Origin of the sequence: Mucilaginibacter lappiensis (assembly GCF_900155965.1) — a bacterium.
GTDB lineage: Bacteria > Bacteroidota > Bacteroidia > Sphingobacteriales > Sphingobacteriaceae > Mucilaginibacter > Mucilaginibacter lappiensis.
Map to the genome: position 1 here is coordinate 148,628 of NZ_FTMG01000010.1, position 25,252 is coordinate 173,879.

24 protein-coding genes are annotated in these 25,252 nt (G+C 41.3%); 17 read left to right on the forward strand and 7 right to left on the reverse strand.

What is annotated here, in order from left to right; all coding sequences use genetic code 11:
* Positions 1 to 73: 73 nt before the first annotated feature.
* On the reverse strand, positions 74 to 280 hold the full coding sequence (locus BW976_RS18580; RefSeq protein ID WP_076375192.1) for a hypothetical protein: 207 nt from the start codon (positions 278 to 280) through the stop codon (positions 74 to 76).
* A 282-nt stretch (positions 281 to 562) separates the two neighbouring features.
* Between BW976_RS18580 and BW976_RS18585 the strand changes: the two genes are divergently transcribed.
* From BW976_RS18585 to BW976_RS30140, 9 genes are all read left to right on the forward strand, one after another.
* The gene (locus BW976_RS18585; protein WP_076375194.1) at positions 563 to 2,965 is read left to right on the forward strand and encodes a GumC family protein; all 2,403 of its coding nucleotides are present in this window, start codon (positions 563 to 565) and stop codon (positions 2,963 to 2,965) included.
* Positions 2,966 to 2,982: 17 nt separating this feature from the next.
* A complete protein-coding gene (locus BW976_RS18590) occupies positions 2,983 to 4,344 on the forward strand; it encodes a lipopolysaccharide biosynthesis protein (RefSeq protein WP_076375196.1) in 1,362 nt (453 codons plus the stop codon).
* Positions 4,345 to 4,382: 38 nt separating this feature from the next.
* On the forward strand, positions 4,383 to 5,021 hold the full coding sequence (locus BW976_RS18595; protein ID WP_076375198.1) for an acyltransferase: 639 nt from the start codon (positions 4,383 to 4,385) through the stop codon (positions 5,019 to 5,021).
* Positions 5,022 to 5,034: 13 nt separating this feature from the next.
* Positions 5,035 to 6,300, forward strand: coding sequence for a hypothetical protein (locus BW976_RS18600; RefSeq protein WP_076375200.1), 1,266 nt, complete (start codon positions 5,035 to 5,037; stop codon positions 6,298 to 6,300).
* Between the two features lie 11 nt (positions 6,301 to 6,311).
* On the forward strand, positions 6,312 to 7,064 hold the full coding sequence (locus BW976_RS18605) for a glycosyltransferase family 2 protein (protein ID WP_175614136.1): 753 nt from the start codon (positions 6,312 to 6,314) through the stop codon (positions 7,062 to 7,064).
* 28 nt (positions 7,065 to 7,092) lie between these two features.
* Positions 7,093 to 8,394 carry a glycosyltransferase gene (locus BW976_RS18610; protein ID WP_076375204.1) on the forward strand — a complete coding sequence of 434 codons (1,302 nt, stop codon included), beginning with the start codon at positions 7,093 to 7,095 and terminating at the stop codon, positions 8,392 to 8,394.
* A gap of 1 nt (position 8,395) precedes the next feature.
* Positions 8,396 to 9,538 (forward strand): glycosyltransferase family 4 protein, encoded by a 1,143-nt coding sequence (locus BW976_RS18615; RefSeq protein ID WP_076375206.1) that lies wholly within the window; start codon positions 8,396 to 8,398, stop codon positions 9,536 to 9,538.
* Positions 9,522 to 10,247, forward strand: coding sequence for an acyltransferase (locus BW976_RS18620; protein WP_076375208.1), 726 nt, complete (start codon positions 9,522 to 9,524; stop codon positions 10,245 to 10,247). The genes BW976_RS18615 and BW976_RS18620 overlap by 17 nt, the downstream gene beginning before the upstream one ends.
* Positions 10,248 to 10,544: 297 nt before the next feature.
* A complete protein-coding gene (locus BW976_RS30140) occupies positions 10,545 to 10,817 on the forward strand; it encodes an acyltransferase (protein ID WP_455429725.1) in 273 nt (90 codons plus the stop codon).
* On the opposite strand, the gene BW976_RS18630 is transcribed toward BW976_RS30140, so the two are convergent.
* The gene (locus BW976_RS18630) at positions 10,814 to 11,482 is read right to left on the reverse strand and encodes an acyltransferase (RefSeq protein ID WP_076375212.1); all 669 of its coding nucleotides are present in this window, start codon (positions 11,480 to 11,482) and stop codon (positions 10,814 to 10,816) included. The genes BW976_RS30140 and BW976_RS18630 overlap by 4 nt on opposite strands.
* 269 nt (positions 11,483 to 11,751) lie before the next feature.
* Between BW976_RS18630 and BW976_RS18635 the strand changes: the two genes are divergently transcribed.
* Together BW976_RS18635 and BW976_RS18640 are read left to right on the forward strand one after the other, a co-directional pair.
* On the forward strand, positions 11,752 to 12,912 hold the full coding sequence (locus tag BW976_RS18635) for a DUF1972 domain-containing protein (RefSeq protein ID WP_076375214.1): 1,161 nt from the start codon (positions 11,752 to 11,754) through the stop codon (positions 12,910 to 12,912).
* A gap of 4 nt (positions 12,913 to 12,916) precedes the next feature.
* On the forward strand, positions 12,917 to 13,723 hold the full coding sequence (locus BW976_RS18640) for a polysaccharide biosynthesis/export family protein (RefSeq protein ID WP_084192267.1): 807 nt from the start codon (positions 12,917 to 12,919) through the stop codon (positions 13,721 to 13,723).
* Between the two features lie 117 nt (positions 13,724 to 13,840).
* Here the strand turns inward: BW976_RS18640 and BW976_RS18645 are convergent, their stop codons facing one another.
* Positions 13,841 to 15,070: an MFS transporter gene (locus tag BW976_RS18645; protein WP_076375218.1), complete on the reverse strand. Its 1,230-nt coding sequence runs from the start codon at positions 15,068 to 15,070 to the stop codon at positions 13,841 to 13,843.
* Positions 15,071 to 15,096: 26 nt separating this feature from the next.
* The gene (locus tag BW976_RS18650; protein ID WP_084192268.1) at positions 15,097 to 15,750 is read right to left on the reverse strand and encodes a FadR/GntR family transcriptional regulator; all 654 of its coding nucleotides are present in this window, start codon (positions 15,748 to 15,750) and stop codon (positions 15,097 to 15,099) included.
* Between the two features lie 184 nt (positions 15,751 to 15,934).
* Between BW976_RS18650 and BW976_RS18655 the strand changes: the two genes are divergently transcribed.
* From BW976_RS18655 to BW976_RS18670, 4 genes are all read left to right on the forward strand, one after another.
* The gene (locus tag BW976_RS18655; protein ID WP_076375220.1) at positions 15,935 to 16,744 is read left to right on the forward strand and encodes an SDR family oxidoreductase; all 810 of its coding nucleotides are present in this window, start codon (positions 15,935 to 15,937) and stop codon (positions 16,742 to 16,744) included.
* 90 nt (positions 16,745 to 16,834) lie between these two features.
* Positions 16,835 to 18,154 (forward strand): MFS transporter, encoded by a 1,320-nt coding sequence (locus BW976_RS18660; RefSeq protein ID WP_076375222.1) that lies wholly within the window; start codon positions 16,835 to 16,837, stop codon positions 18,152 to 18,154.
* 166 nt (positions 18,155 to 18,320) lie between these two features.
* Positions 18,321 to 20,177, forward strand: coding sequence for a Fe-S protein assembly chaperone HscA (gene hscA / locus BW976_RS18665; RefSeq protein ID WP_076375224.1), 1,857 nt, complete (start codon positions 18,321 to 18,323; stop codon positions 20,175 to 20,177).
* 26 nt (positions 20,178 to 20,203) lie between these two features.
* Positions 20,204 to 21,253, forward strand: coding sequence for a hypothetical protein (locus BW976_RS18670; protein WP_139332340.1), 1,050 nt, complete (start codon positions 20,204 to 20,206; stop codon positions 21,251 to 21,253).
* 136 nt (positions 21,254 to 21,389) lie between these two features.
* Here the strand turns inward: BW976_RS18670 and BW976_RS18675 are convergent, their stop codons facing one another.
* The gene (locus BW976_RS18675) at positions 21,390 to 21,917 is read right to left on the reverse strand and encodes a DinB family protein (RefSeq protein WP_076375228.1); all 528 of its coding nucleotides are present in this window, start codon (positions 21,915 to 21,917) and stop codon (positions 21,390 to 21,392) included.
* A 224-nt stretch (positions 21,918 to 22,141) separates the two neighbouring features.
* Positions 22,142 to 23,062, reverse strand: a complete 921-nt coding sequence (locus tag BW976_RS18680) for a ketopantoate reductase family protein (RefSeq protein WP_076375230.1) — start codon at positions 23,060 to 23,062, stop codon at positions 22,142 to 22,144.
* Positions 23,063 to 23,203: 141 nt separating this feature from the next.
* Between BW976_RS18680 and BW976_RS18685 the strand changes: the two genes are divergently transcribed.
* Both BW976_RS18685 and BW976_RS18690 read left to right on the forward strand, forming a co-directional pair.
* Entirely contained in the window at positions 23,204 to 23,869 is a 666-nt protein-coding gene (locus BW976_RS18685; protein WP_076375232.1) for a hypothetical protein, read from the forward strand.
* A 73-nt stretch (positions 23,870 to 23,942) separates the two neighbouring features.
* On the forward strand, positions 23,943 to 24,650 hold the full coding sequence (locus tag BW976_RS18690) for a hypothetical protein (RefSeq protein WP_139332341.1): 708 nt from the start codon (positions 23,943 to 23,945) through the stop codon (positions 24,648 to 24,650).
* 216 nt (positions 24,651 to 24,866) lie between these two features.
* Here BW976_RS18690 and BW976_RS18695 read toward each other — a convergent pair whose 3' ends face one another.
* A complete protein-coding gene (locus BW976_RS18695; protein ID WP_076375385.1) occupies positions 24,867 to 25,157 on the reverse strand; it encodes a hypothetical protein in 291 nt (96 codons plus the stop codon).
* Between the last annotated feature and the right edge of the window lie 95 nt (positions 25,158 to 25,252).

Consider the following 25,252-nt stretch of genomic DNA (forward strand, 5'->3'; position numbering starts at 1 on the left):
CGGTTATATGTGGATTAGTAGGATGGTTATCTATTGGTTAATTTATTGCTGGTGTGGTTATTTTTGTATCTGTTTATTGTAAAAGCGAAAAAATAGATACTGCGCAAATTAATAAGTGAAAAATACCCATTACTAATAAATCCGATTGTTCATCGGTTAGTATGTTCAATGGTGCTTTAACGCTTAGCTTTTTTAATTTCACAAGGCCGTAAATGCCTGTAATGGCAGCCAGGATCACGGCAAATACCGCAACCCTGTCGTTTGTAATATTATTTATCATAAGTCGGTTTTTAGGTTTAAATCCGCTTGGAGCTTACAATGGTTATGCATAGTTATGTATAACCATTGTAAGCTAGCCGTGTTTATTTTGTTCATTATTCTATATGTGTTCACATTGTTCATTCTATTAACTCTCCCTGTAAGCTGACTTTTTGGGCTTAACTTTCCTATAGCTAAACCCGTATTACTTTACAATTTGGTACCTGTGCAAGTACCAGTAATTATTGAGAATTAATAATTGAAAGGAACACCTTAACACCTTGTACTTATATTAAAAAAACAGATGGATAACACAGACATTTTGGCCGAAAAACTTGACTTTACCTATAAAAAAGAAGAAGGGCCCAGCGATGTAAGAGGGTTGATTGCTTTGTGCCTTAATTATTGGTATGTTTTTGCATTAAGCATCATTGCTTGCCTGATAGCTGGATTTATTTATATACAGTACAGCCCGAATCAATGGAGCATATTGGGTAAGGTAATTGTTGAAGATGAGCAAGGTACCCCGGAGAAAGCGCTAACTAACGGACTTAACTCCGATTTGGCCTCCTTGTTCGATGTAAAAAGCAACGCTGATAATGAGGTTAAAATATTAAAATCAACAAGTCTTATAAACCGTACGGTTGCCAAGCTACACCTCAATATTCATGTGTTAGATAATAATGGCTGGAAAAGTTTTGAAATATATGACAACTCGCCAATCTCTGTATCGATTGATTATAAAAGGAAAGATATCCGGTTAAGCAATTTCAAAATAGCTATCCTTAGCAACACAACGTTCCGGATTAAGAACAGTAAAGAGGATCTGGATATTATCAGCGAATTTGGGAAGCCTATTCAGCTTAGCCAGTATAATCTTACCTTAAACAAAACAGACAAATTTAAGCCTTCCGGATATTACAAGTTAAATATCCAGTCGAGAAAGCAGGCAGCTAAAGATCTCACAGATAACTTAGCTGCCGGACTTGATGATAAACAAGCCACGGTGATAAACCTACAGCTAAGTTATGAGAATCCGGATCATGGCGAACGGATTTTGCAAACGTTGATGGAGATGTACCTGCAAAGCAACCTATCCAATAAGATACGCAAGGCTGATAGTACCATGAAATTCATCAATGCGCGTTTGCTGGTTGTTGGAGACGAATTGGGTAAAGTTGAAAAAAACCTGGAGCAGTATAAAGTTCAAAATAAGATATCAGATATCAACGCGCAATCAAAAGCATTGGTTGAAGGAGCTAATCAGTATCAAAGCAAGCTGAATGATAACTCCGTGCAATTGGCTGTAGTAAATGATTTGTATAAATATGTAAATGATGCCAATAACCCCCAGGTTGTACCAAGCTCATTGATAACCAAGGATGTTGCCTTTGGTACGGCCATCAATGCCTACAATGAAATGCTTTTACGGAAGGAGCAGCTTAAATTAAATCTTACCGATAACAGTACCATTATACAAAATCTTAACCAGCAGATTGAACTGGCCCGCAAATCATTAATGGCCAGTATTAAAAACTATCGTAACAGCCTGGAGGTTTCGCAACAGGCATTTAAGAAACAAAACTCATTTATCGAAAATAAAATATCTGATGCCCCGGTAAAAGAGCGGATATACCTGGATTATTCCAGACAGCAAAGCTTAAAGCAGGATCTTTACTTATTTCTGTTGCAGAAAAAAGAAGAGACAGCCATTTCTCAAAATGCAACCATGTCAAGTGTGCGGATATTGGATAATGCCGAGAGTAGCGAAAAACCTTTTGCCCCAAAACAATCACTTATATATCTTATCGCATTGTTTGCAGGTATCTTTTTACCGGCCACAGGATTAAGTATCAAGGAGATGCTTAATATTCGTATTAACAGTAAGGCTGATATTGAAAAACATACCAGTGTGCCTTTGCTGGGCGAAATAAGCCGGAATACTAATCGCAACAAGCTTTTAATATACAATGATTTCCGTTCCATAGTTTCAGAAGAGATCAGGGCGGTACGTACCAACCTGAAGTATGTTACGGAGAAGGGCAAGTCGAATGTGATCCTGTTTACATCGAGCATGAGCGGCGAGGGCAAATCGTTTATCTCCCTTAACCTGGGTAATTCCATAGCTATGTCTGGTAAAAAAGTAGTGTTGCTTGAACTTGATTTGCGCAAACCCAGATTGCTGAAAAATATGGGTGTTGAAAACGATCATGGTTTTACCAATTATGTAATTTCAAATGAAGAGGAAAGCATCGATAATTTGATCAAGCCTTCTACTTTTAATGAAAATTTCTTTTTCATATCCTCCGGGCCGATCCCTCCGAACCCCACCGAGCTGTTAATGCACGACAGGTTAAAAACACTGATAGAAGAACTGCGTACCAGGTTTGATTATGTGATTATTGATAGCGCCCCAGTAGGGTTGGTTTCTGACGCGCTGATCATTGAAGAGTTTGTGGATATCACTTGCTACGTGGTAAGGCAAAACTATACCTACAAATCGCAATTGGGTATCGTGAACGATCTGCATAAATCAAAAAAGGCTAAACATCTTTACCTCATCGTAAATGATATTGAGCTTAAAAAGAACAGCATTACCGGTTATGGGCATGGTTACGGTAACTATGGTTACGGTTATGAAGGTATCGAGGAAAAAAGTAACGGATTAACCTCCATCTTCAATAAAACAAAAGAACCTACCACATAAATATTAGTAAATAATTTATGCTGCAGGCTATACAAACTCATGTTCAGCGCTTTTTTACAAAAGGGCACGAGCGTTCTTTGAAAACCAAAAAAAATATCATTCAGTCGGTTTTGCTGAAGGGGGGCAGTGTAGCTATTTCGTTGTTACTCATTCCGCTTACCATCAAGTACATTAACCCAACTCAGTATGGTATCTGGCTAACGCTGAGTTCGATTATCACCTGGGCGGGTTTGTTTGATATGGGGCTTGGAAACGGATTGCGGAATAAGTTGGCCGCCATGATATCGTTGGGCGATGTATCGTCGGCAAAAAGTTATGTAAGTTCAACTTACGCCTTGTTGCTGATCATATCAACTATCATGTTTGTAGTGTTTTACTTTGTTAACCCCTACATCAAGTGGCAACATATATTAAACGCGCACAATACACCGGCGGACTATCTGAGCATGATTGTACTGATTGTATTCGCGTTTTTTTGTTTCCAGTTTGTAATACAGCTGATCAATAATGTTTTAACAGCGAATCAGGCTCCTGCCAAAACGGCCTTTTTAAACCTGATGGGGCAAATACTATCGCTTTTGGCGGTATTATTTTTAATGCGGGTTAAGCAGGGCGCATTGCTCGATGTGGTTATTATCATAGCCGGTTTGCCTTTGGTGGTATTGATTGCAGGGAGCATCTGGTATTATAACGGTAGTTATAAAGAATTGGCTCCCAGCTTTAGGTTTATCAATTTAAAACACGCCAAAGAGTTGCTGGGTGTAGGCGGCGGATTTTTTATTATACAAATAAACGCCCTGGTGCTTTATGAAACAGACAATATTGTGATCACCCAGCTATTCGGTCCTAAAGAGGTAACCACTTTTAATGTGGCCTACAAGCTGTTTTCGATTATCCTGATGTTCTTTGTTATTGTGATAACGCCATTTTGGAGTGCTTTTACTGAGGCCTATACCAAAAATGATCTGGATTGGATCAAAAATGCTGTGGCCAAAATAAATAAACTGTGGGTGGCTCTTAGCTTTTGTGCTATATGCCTGCTCATTGTATCGCCCTGGTTATATCGCCTGTGGCTGGGTAAAACGATAACAGTACCTGTTTTACTGTCCATAACCATGTGCCTGTATACCATAACCATCATATGGCAGGCTATACACGTACAGCTTTTAAACGGAATAGGCAAAATAAAGCTGCAGTTATATGTGGGTATTGTTGGTTCGCTGGTAAATGTACCACTATCAGTTTTTTTGGGTAAAAAGATAGGGGTAGCCGGGGTAACCCTATCCAATGTTATTTTATTTATCATCATGGGAGTGATTTTTTCGATACAAACAAAAAAAATAATCAATAAAACGGCTACCGGCATTTTTAATGCCTGATACAGGCCGGGGGGTGAAATATAATTATCAGGTTGATCATGTATTATATCAGGAAGTTTTACAGGTTATTACGAGTGCTTTACTATCAAATGGCGCGTTATTACTCGTGGCTGATAAGCAGTTTTAAATTTTACTTAAACAATGTAAAATATCACCGCGATTTTGTTGGCTTTGGCACCCCCATACTAGACATTAACCTACAGGGGACTTTTTCTATTGGCAAAAGGTTTTGGTTTAACAGCGGTAAATACCATGCCATGGGTGGCCGTCAGCAGCAATGTTACTTTGTGGTGGCCAAAGGGGGCGAATTAACCATCGGCGACAATGTAGGCGTTACTTCGGTAGCTTTTATTTGCCACAATAAAATAAGCATCGGCAATAATGTAAAAATAGGTATCAACACGGTTATCTATGATACCGATTTCCATTCGCTCGATGCCAGGATGAGGAATAGCTATCCGGAACGGCTTGATGGTGTAAAAACAAAGCCGGTTATTATACGTGATGGCGCCTTTATAGGCGGACACAGCACTATTTTAAAAGGGGTAACCATTGGAAAAAATTCTATAGTAGGGGCGGGTTCGGTGGTGTTTGAAGATGTACCCGACGAACAGGTTTGGGCAGGTAACCCGGCCCGGTACGTACGCGATAATTTTGTTTATGCAACAACGGCTTAAATAATTAAGAAAAATGATCAATCGTATATATCCACTTTTATTGCTGATACTCATTATAGCCTCATTTTTTCATATGCAGGCCATAGTGATCGGTATCGCTTTGCTGATCATTTTTATGCCTTTAAAACATCGTTTGGCCGCTGTAAAGGTTGCCCGTGTTTTCAGTATTTTAATGCTGCCTGTACTGTTCGCGCTGATAGTTGGTTACCAGAACGACAATTATCTTATTTTAAAAGATTTCTATTATTTCAGTATACCTGTGCTGTTTGTACTGTCGGGCATTGTACTGGCCTGCCGGCTTGATATCGAAAAATTCTTGAAAACGCTGGTTTATGCAGGCTTGATTACATCGATATTGGTAACGGCTATATCGGTATCCTACATGGGGATCAGCGCTTTGTTTGATCCGTACTCGGCTCACTATGCTATGGGCATTGTAGGGGCACCCGGGCCGCCAATGGGGCTGGCCTGTTTGCTTTTTACCTGGAAGTTTAACATCAGGTTGTTTAAACCACATTGGTTTAAATTATTTATGGCGATAAACGCCTTTGGAATTTACATGTGTGCCTCCCGTACTTATTTTATCATCATGGTATGTTTTGCCCTGCTCATGGTGGCTGATAAGGTTAAAAGAATCTGGATAATCCCAACCATCTTTTTCCTGGTGATGCTGATTGCATTGATACCGACTGATATTTTTCAGGCTACCTCGTCTGAAACCTTTATGAGCAAGTTGTTGGGTTCATTTAATGAGCTAAAAATGGGCGATTATAATACCGAGCAGGATATCAATATGAAATACCGGGGCTATGAATCGTTCATGGCGCTCAAGGGTTATATGGAGGGAGATACCAAGGACTGGATATTTGGTGGTTTAGGAAAAACTGTCGATCTGAAAACGTTTGTACGCCTGGGTGAGGATACCGATTTTCAATTTATCCCGGTTTTGCATAATGGCTGGTTGTATCTGTTGGTAAAAATGGGTATAGCAGGTGTGCTTACCTATATCCTGATATTTTTTGGATTGATTATCAAAAACTGGCGAAAGTATGCCGATGCTAAGGTTAAACCGGCCATTAGGCTATTCGCCGCTTTGAGTATCGGTTGCATATTTAGCCTGCTGCTTACCAATTATATTGTTACCGCACTGTTTAATGCCGAGATGTGTATTGTGATGATAACACTGGGCTATAGCTATCTCAACTTCAATGCTCTGGTTTTTAAGCAGGAACAGCGTGAGAAAGAAAAAATTCAGGACTATCAGTTTGAAGCGGCTTAATGGATATAAAAATGGAAACTACCCCTAAGGTTAGCATTATTACGGTTGTATATAACGCGGTTGCTACTGTTGAAGATACTATCCTGAGTGTTATTAATCAAACCTACGGCAATATCGAATATATTATTGTTGATGGTGGTTCAACCGATGGTACTTTAAACGTGATTGATAGGTATCAGGGGCAGATAACCCGCTTTATCAGTGAGCCCGACAAAGGTATAGCCGATGGCTTTAATAAGGGAATAGCCATGGCCACCGGCGATTGGATAGGGATGATTAATGCTGATGATTGGTATGCTCCGCACGCTGTGGAGGTGATGATGAACAAGGGTTCGGCAAAAGATGATGTACGCTGCGGTAATATTATGCTGATAGGTAAAAATGGATTTGAGCGCGAAAAAAAGAGTAAGGTGGGCTGGTTAAATTTTGGTATGTACATTATGCATCCCACCTGCTTTATCAGAAAAGAAGTGTACCGGCAAACAGGCAAGTATGATATCAGCCTGAAAATAGCGATGGACTTTGACATGTTTCTGAGGATAAAATATAAAGGGTTTGAAATTACCCATATTGATGAAACCGTGGCCTATATGCGCATGGATGGTGTAAGCAACGATACGGTGAAGATGCACCACGAGGAGCTTGCTGTAATGCGCAGGCACCTAAAAGGGTTAAATTATTTCAACTCCTGGATGTTTAATTATTTGAACCGCTTACGCTGGAAATACTTTTATAAAGATCCGTTAAGAACACAGTTAAATTGAGATAAGCGACAAACCTGATACCCCTGTTATGAAAAAAAAGATACTCATTTCGGCTTATGCAATATCTCCTTTTAGAGGTTCAGAGTATGGTGCGGCCTGGAACACAGTAACCCATCTGGCCAGTCAGCATGAGGTGTGGGTACTTTATGGTATGTCTGATAATTTCATGGGCGATACCCAAACCATGAGAAAATATGTGGAAGAAACGCCTTTAACTTCAGTTCAATTTATAGAGGTACAGCCGGGGCTTTTGGCTAAGGCAATTACCCTGTTAGATAAAGCTGGCCTGGGCTGGTTCTTTTATTTGGCCTATTATTTATGGCAAAAAAAAGCGTTGAGGGTTGCCCGCGAAGTTTTAAAAACCGTTGATATTGATGTAGTGCACCAGTTAGGGCCCATCGGATATCGTGAACCCGGCTTTTTATGGAAGCTCAACAAGCCAACCGTTTGGGGGCCGATAGGGGGCATGAACATTATTAACCGGGAGCTGCTGAAAGGGAAACCTTTTTCAACCAGATTGAAATTCAAAGTAAAAAACGCCATCAATTATATCCAGCTTAATTATTCAAAGCGTATCAGGGAGGCATTTGTGCAAGCCGATGTACTGGTGGCCGCCACATCTGCCGGGCAACAAACCATTCGCGAAAAGTTTGGTGTAGATAGCTATTATCTGTCTGAACAAGGTATCATGAGCGCTGTTTTTTTGAATGAATCAAAGTTTGATCACATTAATCAACAGGTTCAGCTGGTATGGTCAGGCACGCTCATCGAACGTAAAAATTTAAGCATGTGTCTTGATGTGCTGGCAAAGGTTAAACAAAACAATTGGATACTGCATATACTCGGTAATGGCCCGCTAAAAGAAAAATTACAGCAAAAGGCCGTCGAATTAAACTTAAGCAACCGTATGATATGGTATGGACACATACCCAGGCCAGAGGCTATCCGTGTGATGTCAGGAGCTCATCTGCACATCATCACTAGTATAGCCGAAGATAATCCGGCTGTGATATTTGAAGCTTTAACTTACGGGGTACCTACCTTAACTATGGATCATTGCGGTATGGGTAATGTAATATGCAACCAATGCGGCATCAAAATAAAACTGGATATCTACGATAACATTGTTAACAATATGAGCGTTGCGCTGGAAGATGTGTTGGCTAATCCGCATAAATTGGTTGATCTGGCGCAAACTACCTTAACATGCGCGGCTGATCATAGCTGGGATAACCGGCTTGCCCGGTTGAACAATATGTATGAAGAGGCTATCCAGGTACGTGAAAAACGTTATAATTCGTCACCCACACTAACCTCATTAACTGCCTGATATGCTTGTCAACGGTCAACATAAAACAATCAAATTAGGTATTGATGCCAAGTGGTTCTTCAAAGGGCCGCCGAGTGGCAACATGGTGGTGAAAAACCTGGTGAACGAGATGGTGAACAATCCTAATGATCAATTCCAGCTTTATCTGCTCATCACTCGTGATTGTAAAAAGCAAGCGCTCGAACATTTCCCTTCATCCGTAAAACTCATTTTTTTACCGGTTATCCCTAATATGGTATCCAACATGTTGCTGGTGCCTTTAATAGCCCGGGTATATGGTTTACAGGTGGTGCTTTTTCAAAACTTCAGCAGTTTGTGGCCCAATAAGTTACGCAAGGTGGTTTATATACATGATGTTTTGTTTTTGGACTATCCACAGTATTATTCTGGGTCGGAGATTGCGTATTTCAGTAAAATGAAACGTTTAGCCGCCAGGGCCGATATGATCATTACCATATCCCACTCAGAAAAAGAGCGCCTGATTAAAAACAACGTGGCCGGCGAAAACAGGATAGCCGTTGTTTATCACGGCATTAACAATGCTTTTAAAACACTGACAAATTATACCGGCGAAAGTATACGCGGGTTTCTGCATAAATACAACCTGCCCAATAAATACCTGTTGTATGTTGGACGGGTTAATATCCGCAAAAATATATTTCATCTGGTTAGTGCTCTGAATTTACTGGATGACAAGCTTATTAAATTGGTGGTGGCCGGTGAATTAGGCAGTGATATCAATTTATTGAAAGACCATATCCAAACCGAAGGCGTTTCGCACCGCGTGATATTTACCGGGCATATACCCGAAGAAGATCTGTATTTGATTTATGCCAATGCTACTGTTTTCTGTTTCCCGTCGTATGCCGAAGGTTTTGGTCTGCCGCCACTGGAGGCCATGCAATGCGGGGTGCCGGTAGTGGTATCACATCGTACGGCTATGCCGGAGGTTTGCGGAGATGCGGCCATATACATTGATCCTGATTATCCCGGGGATATTGCCGAAAAGATCAGTTTTCTGTTGAATGATACGGTATTATACCAAAAAAAGGTGTTGGAGGGGATTGATCATGCCAAGAAATTCTCCTGGCAATTGTCTGCAAACGGAATATTAAAATTAATAGGCGATGCATACATTAATTGAAAAGGTAATACGCAAGCTTAAAAATAACCCCGACTATAAATTCGAGAACGATTATAGTGTGCGGGAGCTGTCGGTTATTTTATGGGGCAGGGGCCGGCAATTATCACGTGGTTTATGGAAGCGGATGTTTTTAAAAAAATCGGATGGTTTGGTGTTCATTGGCTCACATGTAAATATCAAGCATTCTTACCTGTTTTCGGCCGGTAAAAATCTTATTATTGAAGATCATGTTTATATCAATGCCTTATCGTCCGAAGGTATCACCATCAAAAATAATGTTTCCATTGCCCGTAATTGCACCCTGATCTGCACAGGTGTCATTGCCCAAAAAGGTAAGGGTATCATCATCGGCAATTGCAGCGGTATTAATGCAGGTGCCTATTTAGGAGGCCAGGGAGGTATTGAAATTGGCGATAATGTGATCATTGGCCCGGGGGTTAAAATATTTTCAGAGAACCATAACTTTGCCGACTTTAACATCAATATCAAGGATCAGGGTGTTACCCGGAACGGTGTTTTTATCCATGATAATTGCTGGATAGGCGCCGGCGTAACCATATTAGCTGGTGTAACCATAGGCGAAGGTTGTGTAATAGCTGCCGGCAGTATTGTTACCAAAACGGTAGCGCCACATTCTGTAGTAGCTGGGGTGCCTGCTAAAGTTTTGAAGAAACGTGGTGAATTACTTAGTCAGGAAGTACCCGTATAAAATCATAACCCGTAAATCATAACCATGTTTGGACATCATTTCGATAAACTTAAAGGCTCGGTACTTTATATGGTATGCGGCTTCATAAGCTGGCTGCCATTCCATACGTTAAGGATATTTTTGCTGCGTATGTTAAAAGCAAAAATAAGCTGGAAGGTTGGTTTGTATCGAAACTTTGAGGTGAGGAGTCCGTGGAAGTTAAGCATAGGGAAGGGTACTATTATTGGGCACAATGCTTTGCTGGATGCGCGCATGGGTTTAACCATTGGTAATAATGTGAACATCAGCAACGAGGTCATGATCTGGACCCTGCATCATGATTATAACAGTACCGATTTTGCGCAAACCGGGCAACCGGTAATTATTGAAGATTATGTTTGGTTGTGTTCACGTACTGTTATTTTACCCGGTGTTACCATTGGTAAAGGCGCAGTAGTTGCCGCCGGCGCGGTGGTTACCCGCAATGTACAACCTTACACGGTGGTTGGTGGTGTGCCCGCCAAACCAATAGCCAAACGTAATGAAAACCTGACCTATGATTTAAGCGACGCGGTTTTACCTATTATTTAATACCACCATTTAATACCTGTTTTCAGCACGCGCATCGGGTTGCCTCCAAAAATAGAGTTTTCGCCGCTCAGTGTTTTGGTTACCATGGAGTTGGCCGCTACTACACTACCCGATGGTATTACCGCTCCTTTTAAAATGGTGCATTTACAACCTACCCAAACATTATCGCCAATGATGATCTCTTTCGGATGATTAAAAACTTCGCCGGTAGCTTGGTCGGCAATATGATGAAAGTCGGTATCCATCACCAATGATTCCCATGATATGCCGCTATGATCGCCAATTGTTATCTTTTTAGCAGCAACAATAGCGCACTCGGTGCTCATGTTAAAATCATCGCCAAAAATAAGCTCGGCATTTTTAAAAACATTGATTTTGCAGCCGTGCATAATAAATGCCCTTCCGTTAAAAACAACATCTCCGTCTACCTCCCACACAGCTCTTGATCTTTTAAAATCGGTAACCCCAATGGATCCATAGCCAATTTGTACCAAAGCAGTTCTGATGGGAGCGTTAATAATTACCCGGCCTTTTGTTTTGTGCAGAAATACATTGCTTGATATTAATACAGGGAATTTGATGGCGGTTTTAAAAGGGAAATATCTGAAGTTAAAAATAATGCTCTTTAAATTGATTCTGCTCAGGAACTTGAATGCTTTAATCATTGTTTAATTATTATTTAGGAGCGTAATACATATAAGTATAACAAAAGTTTATGGAAAAATATAATGTTTTTCCATAAACACCTTCACTTTCCTGTTTATTTTGTTCACTCGATTTTTTAACAACCTGTTTGTTCACATAAGTCTTTGGCGAAGCTTTTACCTGTGTTTCTACGTATAATTATACATAGTTCGATCAGAAGACAATAACCGATGACCAGAGCCCTAAAATATTGATCAATTATTGATAAAAATATTAAATATATATTATTATGCGTATAGCTATCATAGGAACCAGGGGTATTCCGAACCATTACGGCGGTTTTGAACAGTGCGCTGAATACTTGGCAACAGGCTTAGTCAAAAAAGGTTATGAGGTAGTTGTTTATAATTCTCATAACCACCCGTACCAGGAAAAAACCTGGAATTCTGTTGAGATATGCCATTGCTATGACCCGGAGTTCAAACTGGGAACAGCGGGTCAGTTTTTATACGATTATAACTGCATAAAAGATTTAAAGAAAAAAAAGTTTGATGTTATTCTTCAATTAGGATATACGAGCAGTTCTGTTTGGGGCTGGCTTTTACCCAGAAACACGATAGTTACTACTAATATGGACGGATTGGAGTGGAAGAGATCAAAATACTCCAAACCAGTTCAGGCATTTTTAAGATTTGCCGAAAAATTGGCTGTACGCTACAGCGATCATTTGATAGCTGATTCGGTAGAGATACAAAGGTATCTTGAGCATAAATACAATAAAAAATCAACCTATATAGCTTACGGGGCCGAGATATTTGATCATCCCGATCCTACGGTGCTTGATGAATTTAAGCTGGAGCCTTACCAGTATGATATGCTGATTGCCCGTATGGAACCCGAAAATAGTATTGAAACCATTTTGGATGGCGTAATTAAGGCAGATACCAACCGTGAGTTTTTAGTGGTAGGTAGCACCGATAATGATTTTGGTACTTATTTAAGAGCGAAATTTGCTTATTATCATAATATTAAATTCTGTGGTGGTATTTATAATATGAATAAACTTAATAATTTGAGATATTATTCTAATTTATATTTTCACGGTCATACCGTTGGAGGTACCAACCCGTCATTGCTAGAGGCTATGGCATCCAGCGCGCTTATCTGCTCAAACGATAATAAATTTAACCGGGCTATTCTGGAAAGTGATGCCCTGTATTTTACAGATGCCGATGATGTTGTTTTTCACTTGCTCACCGGTAACAAAAGCGAAACCCGTTATATTCAGTTAATGGAGAACAACAAACAAAAAATAACAGAGCTTTATACCTGCGACAGGATCATAGATCAATATGCAGAACATTTTGAAGCAATCATGGCAGAACGCGGAAAAGCTTATCAACCCAAAACGGTTAATCCTGAAGTATCATTCCTTTTAGAAAATTTATAGATCAATGCGAATTATTAGATTAATAAGCTATTTACCGTTACTTTTTGCGGTAAGCGCTCTTACTATGCTTTTAGGTTCATGTTCATACAAACAAAACCAGGCCTATTTTGAACAGAATTCCAAAGCTCAGGCCCCCCCTGTAAAAATGGACGATTATAAAATATCTGACTATAAAATTAAGGCGGGAGATATTTTACGGATCCGGAATTTGCAGAGTATTAAGCTTATTACCGATGAAGCCAGCGCTGCCAGTAGTACAGATCAGGCATCATCAGGAGGAGGTTCGCAGGCACTGGATTACCAGGTTGAAAGCGATGGTACTATTGCCTTACCTGTAATTGGAAGGGTACAGGTAGCTGGTTTATCAAAGTTGGAAACATCAAATAAGTTGGATGACCTGTACCGGAAAAATGTACTTAAAAACCCCATCATGGAGGTAAAAGTAATTAGTTTAAAGGCTACATTGGTAGGGGAGGTAAAAAGACCGGGCAACTACCCCTTGCTTAAAGATGGAACTACCCTGATGGAAATATTGGGCGAAGCAGGTGGCCTTACCGAAAAAGGTAACGAAAAAAAGGTGAGGATAGTGAGGGGCGGAGGACTGCAGAGTAAACAGATTATTGATGTTGATCTGGATGATGTGGCCTCGTTAACAAACCCCGAAACCATTGTTCAGAACCAGGATATTATTTATGTGGAACAAAACAGGCGCGCTATACGTAATGATAAGTTACAGAACATTACCACCATTGCCCAACCGGCATTGCTTTTATTGAATACGGCTTTAATTATTCTTACACTTCGAAAATAAGTTAGCCCTACATCTGAAACCTGATTACTATTTGCACTACTTACAAAACATGATCCCCGGACATCATCTGCCCGGGGATCTTTTTTTGAATAGTTGTCTGCCGGCTGGATCTATGGTTTAGGCAAATTTTTTCTTTTTTACTTCAAGGTTGGGTAAAAAGGCAGTAAGTATACCAATGAGAGGCAGAAAAGCACATATATGAAATACGTAAGTAATGCTGGTGTTATCGGCCAGTTTGCCCAATATGGCCGATCCTAAGCCGCCCATGCCAAAGGCAAAGCCAAAAAATAAACCGGCTATCATACCCACTTTTCCCGGCATCAGTTCCTGCGCATATACCAGGATAGCCGAAAAAGCAGAGGAGATAATAACACCAATAAATATGGACAGTACGCTTGTCCAGAATAAATTGGCATAAGGCAGCAGCATGGTAAATGGCGCCACGCCGAGTATCGATATCCAGATGATGTATTTACGACCGAAACGATCACCCAATGGACCCCCCAAAAGTGTGCCTGCCGCAACCGCTGCCAGGAATATAAATAAATGAAGCTGCGAGCTTTGTACGCTTAGATGGAATTTATCCATCAGAAAAAATGTGTAATAACTGGTTATACTGGCCAGGTAAAAGTATTTCGAAAAAATAAGTACAATAAGGATAGCCAGTGAAAAGCCTACGCGTCTGGGTGATAGCTTATGGTGGGTTACAACAGCATGGGCCGTTTTAGTTTTAGGCAGGGCAAAAGCTTTATACCAGTTACCTATATAAATTAAAATAATGATAGCTAGTAAGGCCGCTAACGAAAACCACATCACACTACTTTGGCCAAAAGGTACTACAATTAAGGCAGCCAGTAATGGCCCAAGTGCACTGCCGGCATTACCACCTAATTGAAATATTGATTGTGCCAATCCCCGTTTTCCGCCCGAAGCCATATGTGCCACCCTTGATGATTCCGGATGAAATATGGACGAGCCAACGCCGATGAGGGCCACGGCCAGCAGTATGGAGTAAAAACCATGGGCATATGCCAGGCATGCCAGTCCCGTTAAGGTAAAACCCATACCTACAGGTAATGAATAGGGTTGGGGCCTTTTATCGGTATACATCCCCACAAAAGGCTGCAGCAAAGAGGCGGATAATTGGTAAGTTAGGGTTACCAACCCAATGTCGCTGAAGCTTAGATTATAGCTGGTTTTAATAAGCGGATAGATGGATGGAATAACCGATTGCAGCATATCATTCAACAAGTGCGACAGGCTAATGGTGAAAAGGATAGAATAAACTGTTTTTTCGGCTATGGTTTTAGTTTGTTCCAATGGTTCGACTAATGTTTTATTCGTCATATCATCTGATGATTAAGGGTAAAAAATTATCGTTGTATTATTTGTGTAATGCAGTCCCAGGCTTTCTTCTCGTCACGGTTTTTAATGCTTTCATAAAGCTCCGCATGTAGTGTATCCTGAAATATGGTAACATCTGGGTATATTTTCAGAAACCAGCTTTTAAGTTGGATGGAAAATGATTGGTACAAGTCGGTCAGGATAGGGTTACCGGCCGCTTCTGCAATACTCATGTGAAATTCGATATCGGCTTCTATACATTCTTCCATCGAGCCTCCAAATGCCATAGCTGTTCGTTTATCCAGCTTGGCTTTTATTTTTTTAAGGTCCGCTTCCGTACGGTTGGCAGCTGCTTTTTCGGCTATTTTCATTTCGAGCAACTGGCGTACCTCGTCCAGATCGTGGGCTTCGGCACGCTTTAAACGCTGATGAAAAGGCTCGTTGATACCAGCTGGTGCTTCAATAAAAGTACCCACGCCCTGTTGTACCCGTAATAACCCAGAGTTAGCCAGGATGCGGATAGCCTCACGCACAGACGACCGCCCCACGCCAAACTGTTTCATCAGTTCGGGCTCGGTGGGCAATTGTTCGCCGGTTTTGTATTTACCATCGGCAATAGCTTTCCGCAACTGTTCGGCAACCTCTTCGGCAAGTGATCTTTTATGGATAACGTTCATCATCATATCATCTGATGACTAAGGTATGGGCTTTCTTTTGAAAAACAAAATTTAATTAAAAAATGATAAATCGTATGTACGGTCAATACTTTTTTTAATGTGCAATATTTATAAATTTATAAGCTGATAAAATCCTATTTTCACGGCTCAAAAGTAAAAACACGTAAAGCATAAGATATTAATCAATAAGATGAAGAAAGTAATTTTAGTAACCGGAGCATCATCTGGTTTGGGCCTGGCTACTGCCAGCGCGCTATCGGCGCAGGGGCATACAGTTTACGGCACCAGCCGCAATCTGAAACGCATCAGCAATGTATCGTTTACTCCCCTGGAGATGGATGTTACTAATGATGCCTCGGTAAACACAGCCATTGCTACTATCATTAAAGCCGAAGGCCGTATTGATGTGGTAGTGAATAATGCCGGTAACGGTATTGCTGCGCCTTTGTATGCTGTGCAGGTTGATGATGCAAAAAAGCAGTTCGAGGTGAACTTTTTTGGTGTAGTACGTGTAAATAGCGCTGTGTTACCCGGCATGATCGAGAAAAAACAAGGCCTGGTGATCAACATTAGTTCACTGGCCGGTTTGTTTGGTTTACCTTATCAGGGTTTATATAGTGCATCAAAATTTGCTGTTGAAGGTTACTCGCAAAGCTTACGCATGGAGCTGCAAAATACAGGTGTTAAAGTTGCCGTGGTAAACCCGGGCGACTTTAAAACCGACTTTACAGGCAGTCGTGAAAAGGTAACTTTTACGCTGTCGAACGAACAGCTGAAAAAAGAATTTGAGGCTGCCGTAGCCAGTATGGAAAAAGACGAAAGCATTGGCGGCGAAGCCAGCAAAGTAGCTGATCAGGTTTGCAAAATCGTGGCTAAATCAAAACCAGCACACAACTACCTGGTAGGAGCATTGGGGCAAACTATTGTGCCTACACTTAAATCCATCCTACCGGGCTCTATATTCGTAAAACTGATGAATGATCATTACGGGATAAAATAATTTAGTGAGCAGTGAGTGGTGAGTAGTGAATGGTTAGAACCTGTATCTTCATTCACTACTCACCACTCACTGCTCACCACTCACCACTTCATGGAAGCAGTTAAAAACAACAAGAAAACCATCTGGGCCTGGGCCATGTTTGATTGGGCCAACCAGGCTTACAATATGGTAATTTTATCAACCATATTCCCGGCTTACTATGTAGCCATTACCCAGGATAAAAATCCGGGCGCTATGGTTACCTTTTTTGGTCACCGGTATATCAACACGGTGCTGTCTACCTATGTATTAGGCTTGTCGTATCTTATTATAGTAGTTATTCTGCCCATACTGACCTCCATTGCCGATTATAAGGGCCATAAAAAGTTATACATGCAGCTGTTTACCTGGATGGGAAGCCTGTCATGTGCCGCCATGTTCTTTTTCACCATGAACACTTTTACGTTCAGTATGGTTTGCTATGGTTTGGCGTCGATAGGTTATTGCGGTGGTTTTGTATTCTATAATTCCTATCTGCCGCAAATAGCAACGCTCGATCAACAGGATGCCGTGAGTGCAAAAGGGTTTATTTATGGTTTTGCCGGCAGTATTGTGGTGCAGGTGCTTTGCTTTGTGTTTGTATTATCGCCCAAAACATTTGGTATTACTGATGACGTTGCAGCGCGTTTATCATTCCTCATTGTAGGTATCTGGTGGATAGGTTTTTCGTTCATTGCTTTTTATATGCTGCCCAAAGGACAAGCCAACGCGGGTTCGCATGAGTATAATGTATTTACCGGCGGATTTAGGGAACTGGCCAAGGTTTGGAAAAAAGTAAAACAGCTGCCTTTATTGAAGCGGTTTCTGCCTGCCTTTTTCTTTTATTCAGTAGGAGTACAAACCATTTTGCTGGTGGCCGCCAATTTTGGAGCTAAAGAACTAAAAATGCCAGAGGAAGACCTGATCATCATTATTTTGCTGATACAGATAGTGGCTATCATCGGCGCTGCTATAACCGCGAAAATGTCGGCTAAATATGGCAATACCAAGGTGCTGGCAGGTATAGTAGGCATTTGGTGTTTGATATGTGGTAGTGTTTATTTTGTGGCCAATGCTCATCAGTTTTATGCCGCCGCTGTGGTAGTAGGACTGGTTATGGGTGGTGTACAATCTTTATCACGATCAACTTTTTCTAAATATATCCCGGCAAATATCCCGGATACAGCTTCCTATTTCAGCTTTTATGATGTTACCGAAAAGCTATCTATTGTAGTAGGCTTGTTTTCGTTTGGCTTTGTAGAGTCTCTCACCCATGAGATGCGCGACTCCGCCTTAATGCTCGACTGCTTTTTTGCTATGGGGCTGATACTGTTATTATCGTTAATTGTAACGGAGGCAAGAGTTAGGTCGACAGAATCTTTAGCGGCGTAGTTGCATTCCCGAAGACGCATGTGACGCGTCTCTACAAAAAAGATAAAATATGTAGAGACGCATCACATGCGTCTTTTTTTGTAATTGCTCTTTTTTATAATTACACATTGAAAAGACACATCATCCCTCAAAACTAAGTACATTTGCGGCTTGTTAATTGACTACCATGGCTAAAGTTTCTATCAACCTGGCAACAGGATCCATACAAAAAGAAGATATTATTGTGGGCATCGACCTGGGTACCACCAATTCGTTAGTGGCATTCATCAACCCCGAGAAAAATGCGCTGGTTATCAATGATACCGGAAAAGGTGTCCTGGTACCGTCGGTGGTGCATTTTGGGCCAAGCGGCGATGTTTTGGTAGGTAACGAGGCCAAAGAGTTTTTAATAACCGATCCGCAGAATACCGTTTTTTCGGTAAAACGCCTGCTGGGCCGCAGTTACCATGATATTGAAAATTATAAAGACTTTTTCTCCTACAAGGTTATCGATGATGATACCGAAAGCCTGGTGAAAATCAAGGTTGGTGATAAATTTTATACACCGATAGACCTGTCGGCCCTGATACTAAAGGAACTAAAAGCCCGTGCCGAGCATGCGCTGAAAACCCCGGTAAACCGTGCTGTAATTACTGTACCTGCCTATTTTAACGATTCGCAGCGCCAGGCGACACGTGATGCCGGTAAACTGGCCGGGCTGGATGTATTGCGCATCGTGAACGAGCCAACAGCTGCAAGCCTGGCCTATGGCATCGGCTTAAATCCCGAAGAAACCAAAACCATTGCTGTATATGATCTGGGCGGTGGTACTTTTGATGTATCTATACTGCAAATACAGAATGGTATTTTTGAAGTACTGGCCACCAACGGCGATACTTTTTTAGGTGGCGACGATTTTGACCGCTTAATTGTTGATCATTGGATTGAGAAAAACCAGTTGAACAAAGCTGATATTATAGCCAATAATGAGCTGGCACAACAACTGCGCCTTAAGGCCGAGGAAGCTAAAAAGTCCTTCGCACACCAAAGTTTGTTCAATGAAAAGATAGGAGAGGTCTGGTGTACACTTGATCGTGCTACTTTCGAGGAGCTGATCATGCCTAAAGTACAGCAGACCATTACCGCCTGCAAAAACGCATTGAAGGATGCTAAACTAACCATCAAAGAGATTGACGAAGTGATTATGGTTGGCGGATCTACCCGTACTGCGCTGGTTAAAAAAATGGTGGCTGAATTTTTTGGTCGCCCGGTACATGATGATGTGAATCCTGATGAAGTAGTGGCCCTGGGCGCCGCTATACAGGCCGATATTTTGGCCGGTAACCGTAAAGATATTTTGTTGCTGGATGTTACCCCGTTGTCCTTAGGTATCGAAACCATGGGCGGTTTGATGGATGTGATTATCCCGCGTAACTCCAAAGTGCCTACTAAGGGCGGCAGACAATATACTACATCCATCGATGGACAGGTAAACATGAAGATAGCCGTTTATCAGGGTGAGCGCGATCTGATCAAAGAGAACCGCAAACTGGCCGAATTTAACCTTAAAGGCATCCCATCTATGCCGGCTGGTTTCCCCAAAGTGGATATTAACTTTTTACTGAATGCCGATGGGATTTTGACCATTCAAGCTATTGAACTGCGCTCTGGGGTGAAACAGGAGGTAGAAGTAAAACCTACTTACGGCATTACCGACGAGCAGGTAGAGCAGATGCTGATGGACAGCATTACCCACGCTAAGGATGATGTAAACCAGCGTATGTTGATAGAAGCCCGTACGGAAGGCGAACAAATGGTATACACTGTGGAACGCTTTTTGCAAAAGAACGGGAGTTACGTTACAGTGGCAGAATCTGCTGAAACACATAAGCATCTGGTGGCCCTGAAAGAGTCGCTGACGTCTGGTGATAAGGACCTGATCCTGAAACGTATTGACGAGATCAATGAATTTACAAGACCCTTTGCTGAGCGTTTGATGGATCAGGCCATCAGCACGGCCATGAAGGGTAAGAGTATCGAATAATAGACATTGCTAACAAAAACTAAATAATGAGAGTCAAGATATTAGAGTTAAGAATCAAGAAAAAAGTGTTATGTTCCGAAAAAAATAGATTCCTGATTCTTGTCTCTTGTTTCCTGACTCTTTTTTTAAACGGAGCTCACGCGATAAGCCCGCTGCGTTTAAATAAAGACACTACTCTAAAAAGCGTATCTACGCTGGATACCCTGCAATATGATTCGCTGATGAAACGCCTGGCCAACGGCGATCAGACCGGCAAATGGCCCGTGAAAAAAGCGCCATACCCTTTGCCGGGCGCAATTTTGCCTTTTAATCGCATTGTAGCTTATTATGGTAATATGTATTCCAAAAATATGGGAGTACTGGGCGAATATGCACCAAAAGAGATGATGGCCAAACTGAAGGCTGAAGTGAAAGTATGGGAAAAGGCCGATACGCTTACACCGGTTGTACCCGCCCTGCACTACATCTGCGTAACTGCCCAGGCCGATGCCGGCAGAAATGGTTTGCATAATTTACGGATGCCTTTTAGAGAGATCGACAAAGTGCTGGATATGGCCAAACAGATCAACGCCATTGTATTTTTGGATATACAGGTAGGTTTCAGCACCATGCAAACCGAATTGCCCCTGCTGGAGAAATATATGAAAATGCCCAATGTGCACCTGGGTATCGATCCGGAATTTTCCATGAAAGAGGGGAGTGTACCGGGCAAACGCATAGGTACTTTTGATGCCGATGATATTAACTATGTAACCGGCTATTTAAGCGGCCTGGTAAAAAAATACAACCTGCCGCCCAAAATATTTGTGATACACCGCTTTACCAAACGCATGGTAACCAATTATAAGGATATCAAACTGCGCAACGAGGTACAAGTAGTGATGGACATGGACGGCTGGGGCGGCCCTGATCTGAAAAAAGGTACCTACAAGTACTTTATCGCCCAGGAACCTGTACAGTTTACCGGTTTTAAGCTGTTTTATAAAAACGACATCAAAAACGTGCCTCACCGCATGCTTACACCTAAAGAGATTTTAAGTCTGAAACCTGCGCCTATTTATATACAGTACCAGTAGGTTAATTTAGAGTCAAGAAGTAAGAGCCAAGAATCAAGAATGGGCAAAAATGTCTAGTTCATTTGGCATGCTGGAATGCTTATCGTTCAGTATTTTTTATTGTCTTGATTCTTGGCTCTTACTTCTTGACTCTCGCTTAAAATAGCATTTCCTGTGGTGGTTTTACACCTTTTAAGCGCAGATAAACTGTAGCTTGTCCGCGATGGTGGGTCTGATGTTCAAAGCCCTTACTCAAAATAAGGAACTTAGAAAAATTCTTTTCACCCACTTTTATAGTTTCCTGTAATTGCGCGGGGGTAAGGCCCGGTATGGCGCTAATCACAAAATCGTAACTATCCATTACCGCTTTAATGGTAGCCGCTTTTGTTGGTTCAACGGTTTTTTCGAGGGATGTTTTTCCAAGCGGATTGGTTTTTCCGCTTACCCAGCAGGAGAAAAAATAATTATCATCTGCCAGGTGCAGCATCTGGCCGGCAAACGACCTCATTTCGGGAGTTGGCTTAAAGCTGTAACCATCATCGGGCATGGCATCCAGATAAGCTTTGGTGTAGTTTTTGGCGCGCTGCCATTCGGCAACCATCTGGTCGTTGGTAATCTGGGCACGCACTGTGGTGCAAGCAAAAATAGTTGCCATTAAAGTAAACAGCAAGGTGAGCTTTTTCATATTGAATAGTTTTAAGATTGGTTATAGATACTAAGTTATTAAATTAACCTTTTGTGATTTAGATATTTGTAAGAAAAATGTAGGCTCACGCGAGATTAACGTAGCGTATCTCATGGGTTGCACGATCAAAGCCTCCGGCCTAAGTTTAGCTGAAAGTATGAAACCATGCACACCACGGATTGGAAACCCACGGCAGCTGATAGCAATAGTACATTTGCAACAATTTAACGGTTAATGTCCGATTTTAGCTTAACAAGCTCGCCGAGCAGTCTTGTCTGCTCAACCAGGTGCGCTTTGCCAAATTTTTCTGCGATGCGTACAATCGCGAAATTCAGCGTGTCTATTTCTGTTGGCAGTTTGCGGTTAATATCCTGTAGTGTAGATATCAGCTGACCGTCCGAAGCTTTGCTGATACCCACTAAGCTGGCAATCACGTCTTCCGATTCCAGTATAACACCGGCTTCATGGGCAATCTGTACACATTCGGCAATTATCTCACAGGCGATCGCCAGGGCTTGCTCATTCCGGTGAAATATGCCGTTGTCCACATTTAGTAATGGGCATACCGAATTGTAAACACTGTTCATGATGGCTTTCTTCCAGATCACCTGCTGAATATTTTCCTCAGCGCGAAACAGGAAATGCGGGGTGCTTAGTTCTTCAACAATATCATTCAGGGAAGTGTTATTGCCGCTGATACCACCAATAGGGCACTCAAATGCAGGTTTAAAGCTCACCCGGTTATCCGCAGCAACCTGGCTGGTTACAAATAGTACACAACGATAAACCCCTGGAAATTCGTGATCTGTAAACACTTGCTCCACACCCAGGCCGTTTTGTAAAATAACCAGGGGCGAAGTATTGATTTTAGGTTTAAGGGCCAGTGCCAGCTCATCGTTACCAAAAGATTTATTGGTTAAAACCACCACGCCGTCCAGTATCTGGAACCGGCTCAGGGTGCTGATCTCAACCTCTGCTTCTAATGTGCTTTGATCTGCCAGCACCACAGTGATCTTTTCCATAACGCTGCTACCATCATCTACACTTCCGCGGAGTATCACTACGTTTTTGCCCTGCAGTTTCAAAAAAACAGCTAAAGCTTTGCCAATAGCGCCATTACCAACAATAAATATGGTCTTATTCATAGGATAGAATTTTTCGTCAAAGTTAACCGCTTGGCTTTATCTTTTGTCATAGATGGGTAAAGAGGCTGCTCGTGGTAGTCCGTCGCATGATTTGTTTATATGCCATTTAAAATGCAGCTTTAAACCATATAATTTTATCACATGAAGCCCCTATACACGTACCTTACCGTTACCCTGTTTACCTTATTCACCATGCAAGCATTCGCTCAGAACATGAATGCTGTTAACAATATGCTGAACAGACAAAACATGCAGTTTAACATGCAGATGCAAATGCAGATGAATATGATGATGTTAAACAGGAATCAAAGCAATTACCAGTTCAATTACCTGGTAACAATGAAAGATAGCTCACAAATATTTGTTCATTCCAAAATATATTCTGATACCGCCAGGCATAAAACTTATCTGATATTTGTTGATAAAAGCTACAGCAAAAGGGATACTAACCGGAGCAAGAAGATATACGTATCACAGACACTTAGTATTGCGCGCAACCTTGGAGGAAATGGTTCGCCAGATGAATGGTATAAAGGAATGGCTAAAGATAGCTGTTGGATGTTTAAAGCTATATCGGGCTTTATAAATGCTTATTCTATGCTAAGTCAGACTGATAATTCTAATTTTGATGCTTTTACATTGGTGGCTATCCAAAAAGGCGATGGCCCTGTCATAAAATTAACAGCCGACAATTTAAAGCTTATGGTTGGGCAGGATGTCTATGCTCTTGAAAATATCCAAAAGAAAAACTATTACAAAGCCATCAAAAAATACAACCGGAATGCAGAAAAGGCTGCAAAAAAATAGATCCCTGGAGCAGGGAGTTTGTTTATCCGCAGTTAAAAATGTAATTTTAATATGCTATTATAAACTTCATTATATGAAGACCTTGTGTGTTTGCTTAGTCATCGTTTTAACAACCACTCTATTTTGCCGGCCGGCAGCCGCACAGGATATGAGCATTGCTACCAGCGAGATAGTGAACAACCAAATTCTGCAAACTAATCTGCAGATACAAATTAACCAACAGATACAGAACAATCTGGATATTCAAAGGAATATAATGATGCTGATGCTTGACGACAGCAATAATATTAATCTTAAATATAACTATCTGGTAACTATGAAGGATAATGCACAGCTTGTTGTGCACTCCAAAATATATGCAGATACTGCCAGGCATAAAACCTACCTGCTGTTTGTCGACAAAAAGTATAGTAGAAGGGATACCAACCGCAACAGAAAAATATACGTATCGCAAACATTAAGTATCGCACGTAAGATGGGGAATGGGAGCTCAGATAAGGATTGGGATAAAGGAATGGCAACCGATAGCTGCTGGATGTTTAAGGCGATATCAGGAAATATAAATGCTTACACTGCTTTTAGTGAAGACGGACTCGGACTTACTCCTCCGCCGTTAATGGCTATTCAGAAGGGTGATGGCCCTATCATCAAACTAACCGCCAGCAATTTAAAACCCATGGTAGAGCAGGACGCAGGAGCCTTGAAAAACATCCAAAAGAAAAACTACTACAGGGCTATTGAAAAATACAATCATGATGCAGAAAAGTCTGCAAAAAAATAGATTCCCCAAAACAGGGGCTCGGCCTTTCTCTTTGTCATGCTGAACATAGTGAAGCATCTTCTTCAGCAGGCATGTCGAAGAAGATCCTTCGTTCCTCAGGATGGCAAATGGATTTTTCCAGTCAGACTTAGTTTTCAAAACTTTGTAAGTCTCCAGCGCGATAAGTTAATGTTTGCATCGTGTCAAGAAAAATCCCCGTTTCCGGGGATCTATTTTTTATAATTTGTTAATGGCGTCTTGCTCTTTAAGCGCCTGGATGTTGTTCTTGTCGCTGAAAGTATCTGTTTGTTTAGCAAAATCTTCCAGAATGCTGGCGATATTGTCCAGATTGTCGGCTACGCGCTGGTGCATATCCGGAAGGTCTTTTTCCAATCTTTTGTCGCCCAGTTCTATATTATCTACTTCAATTTTAGCCAGCTTGGTAATAATAGCCTGTTGACTATTCTTCAGGTCTTCCAATTCATGGACAATTTTCTCCATCAGTCCAAACTTCTTTAACTTATCCATACAGTTGTGTTTTTTTAATTTAAGGTATACCTCATTAACTCTAAAAAATAAAAATTGTTTAGAATTTGGATTATTGATCAATAACTAATACTTTA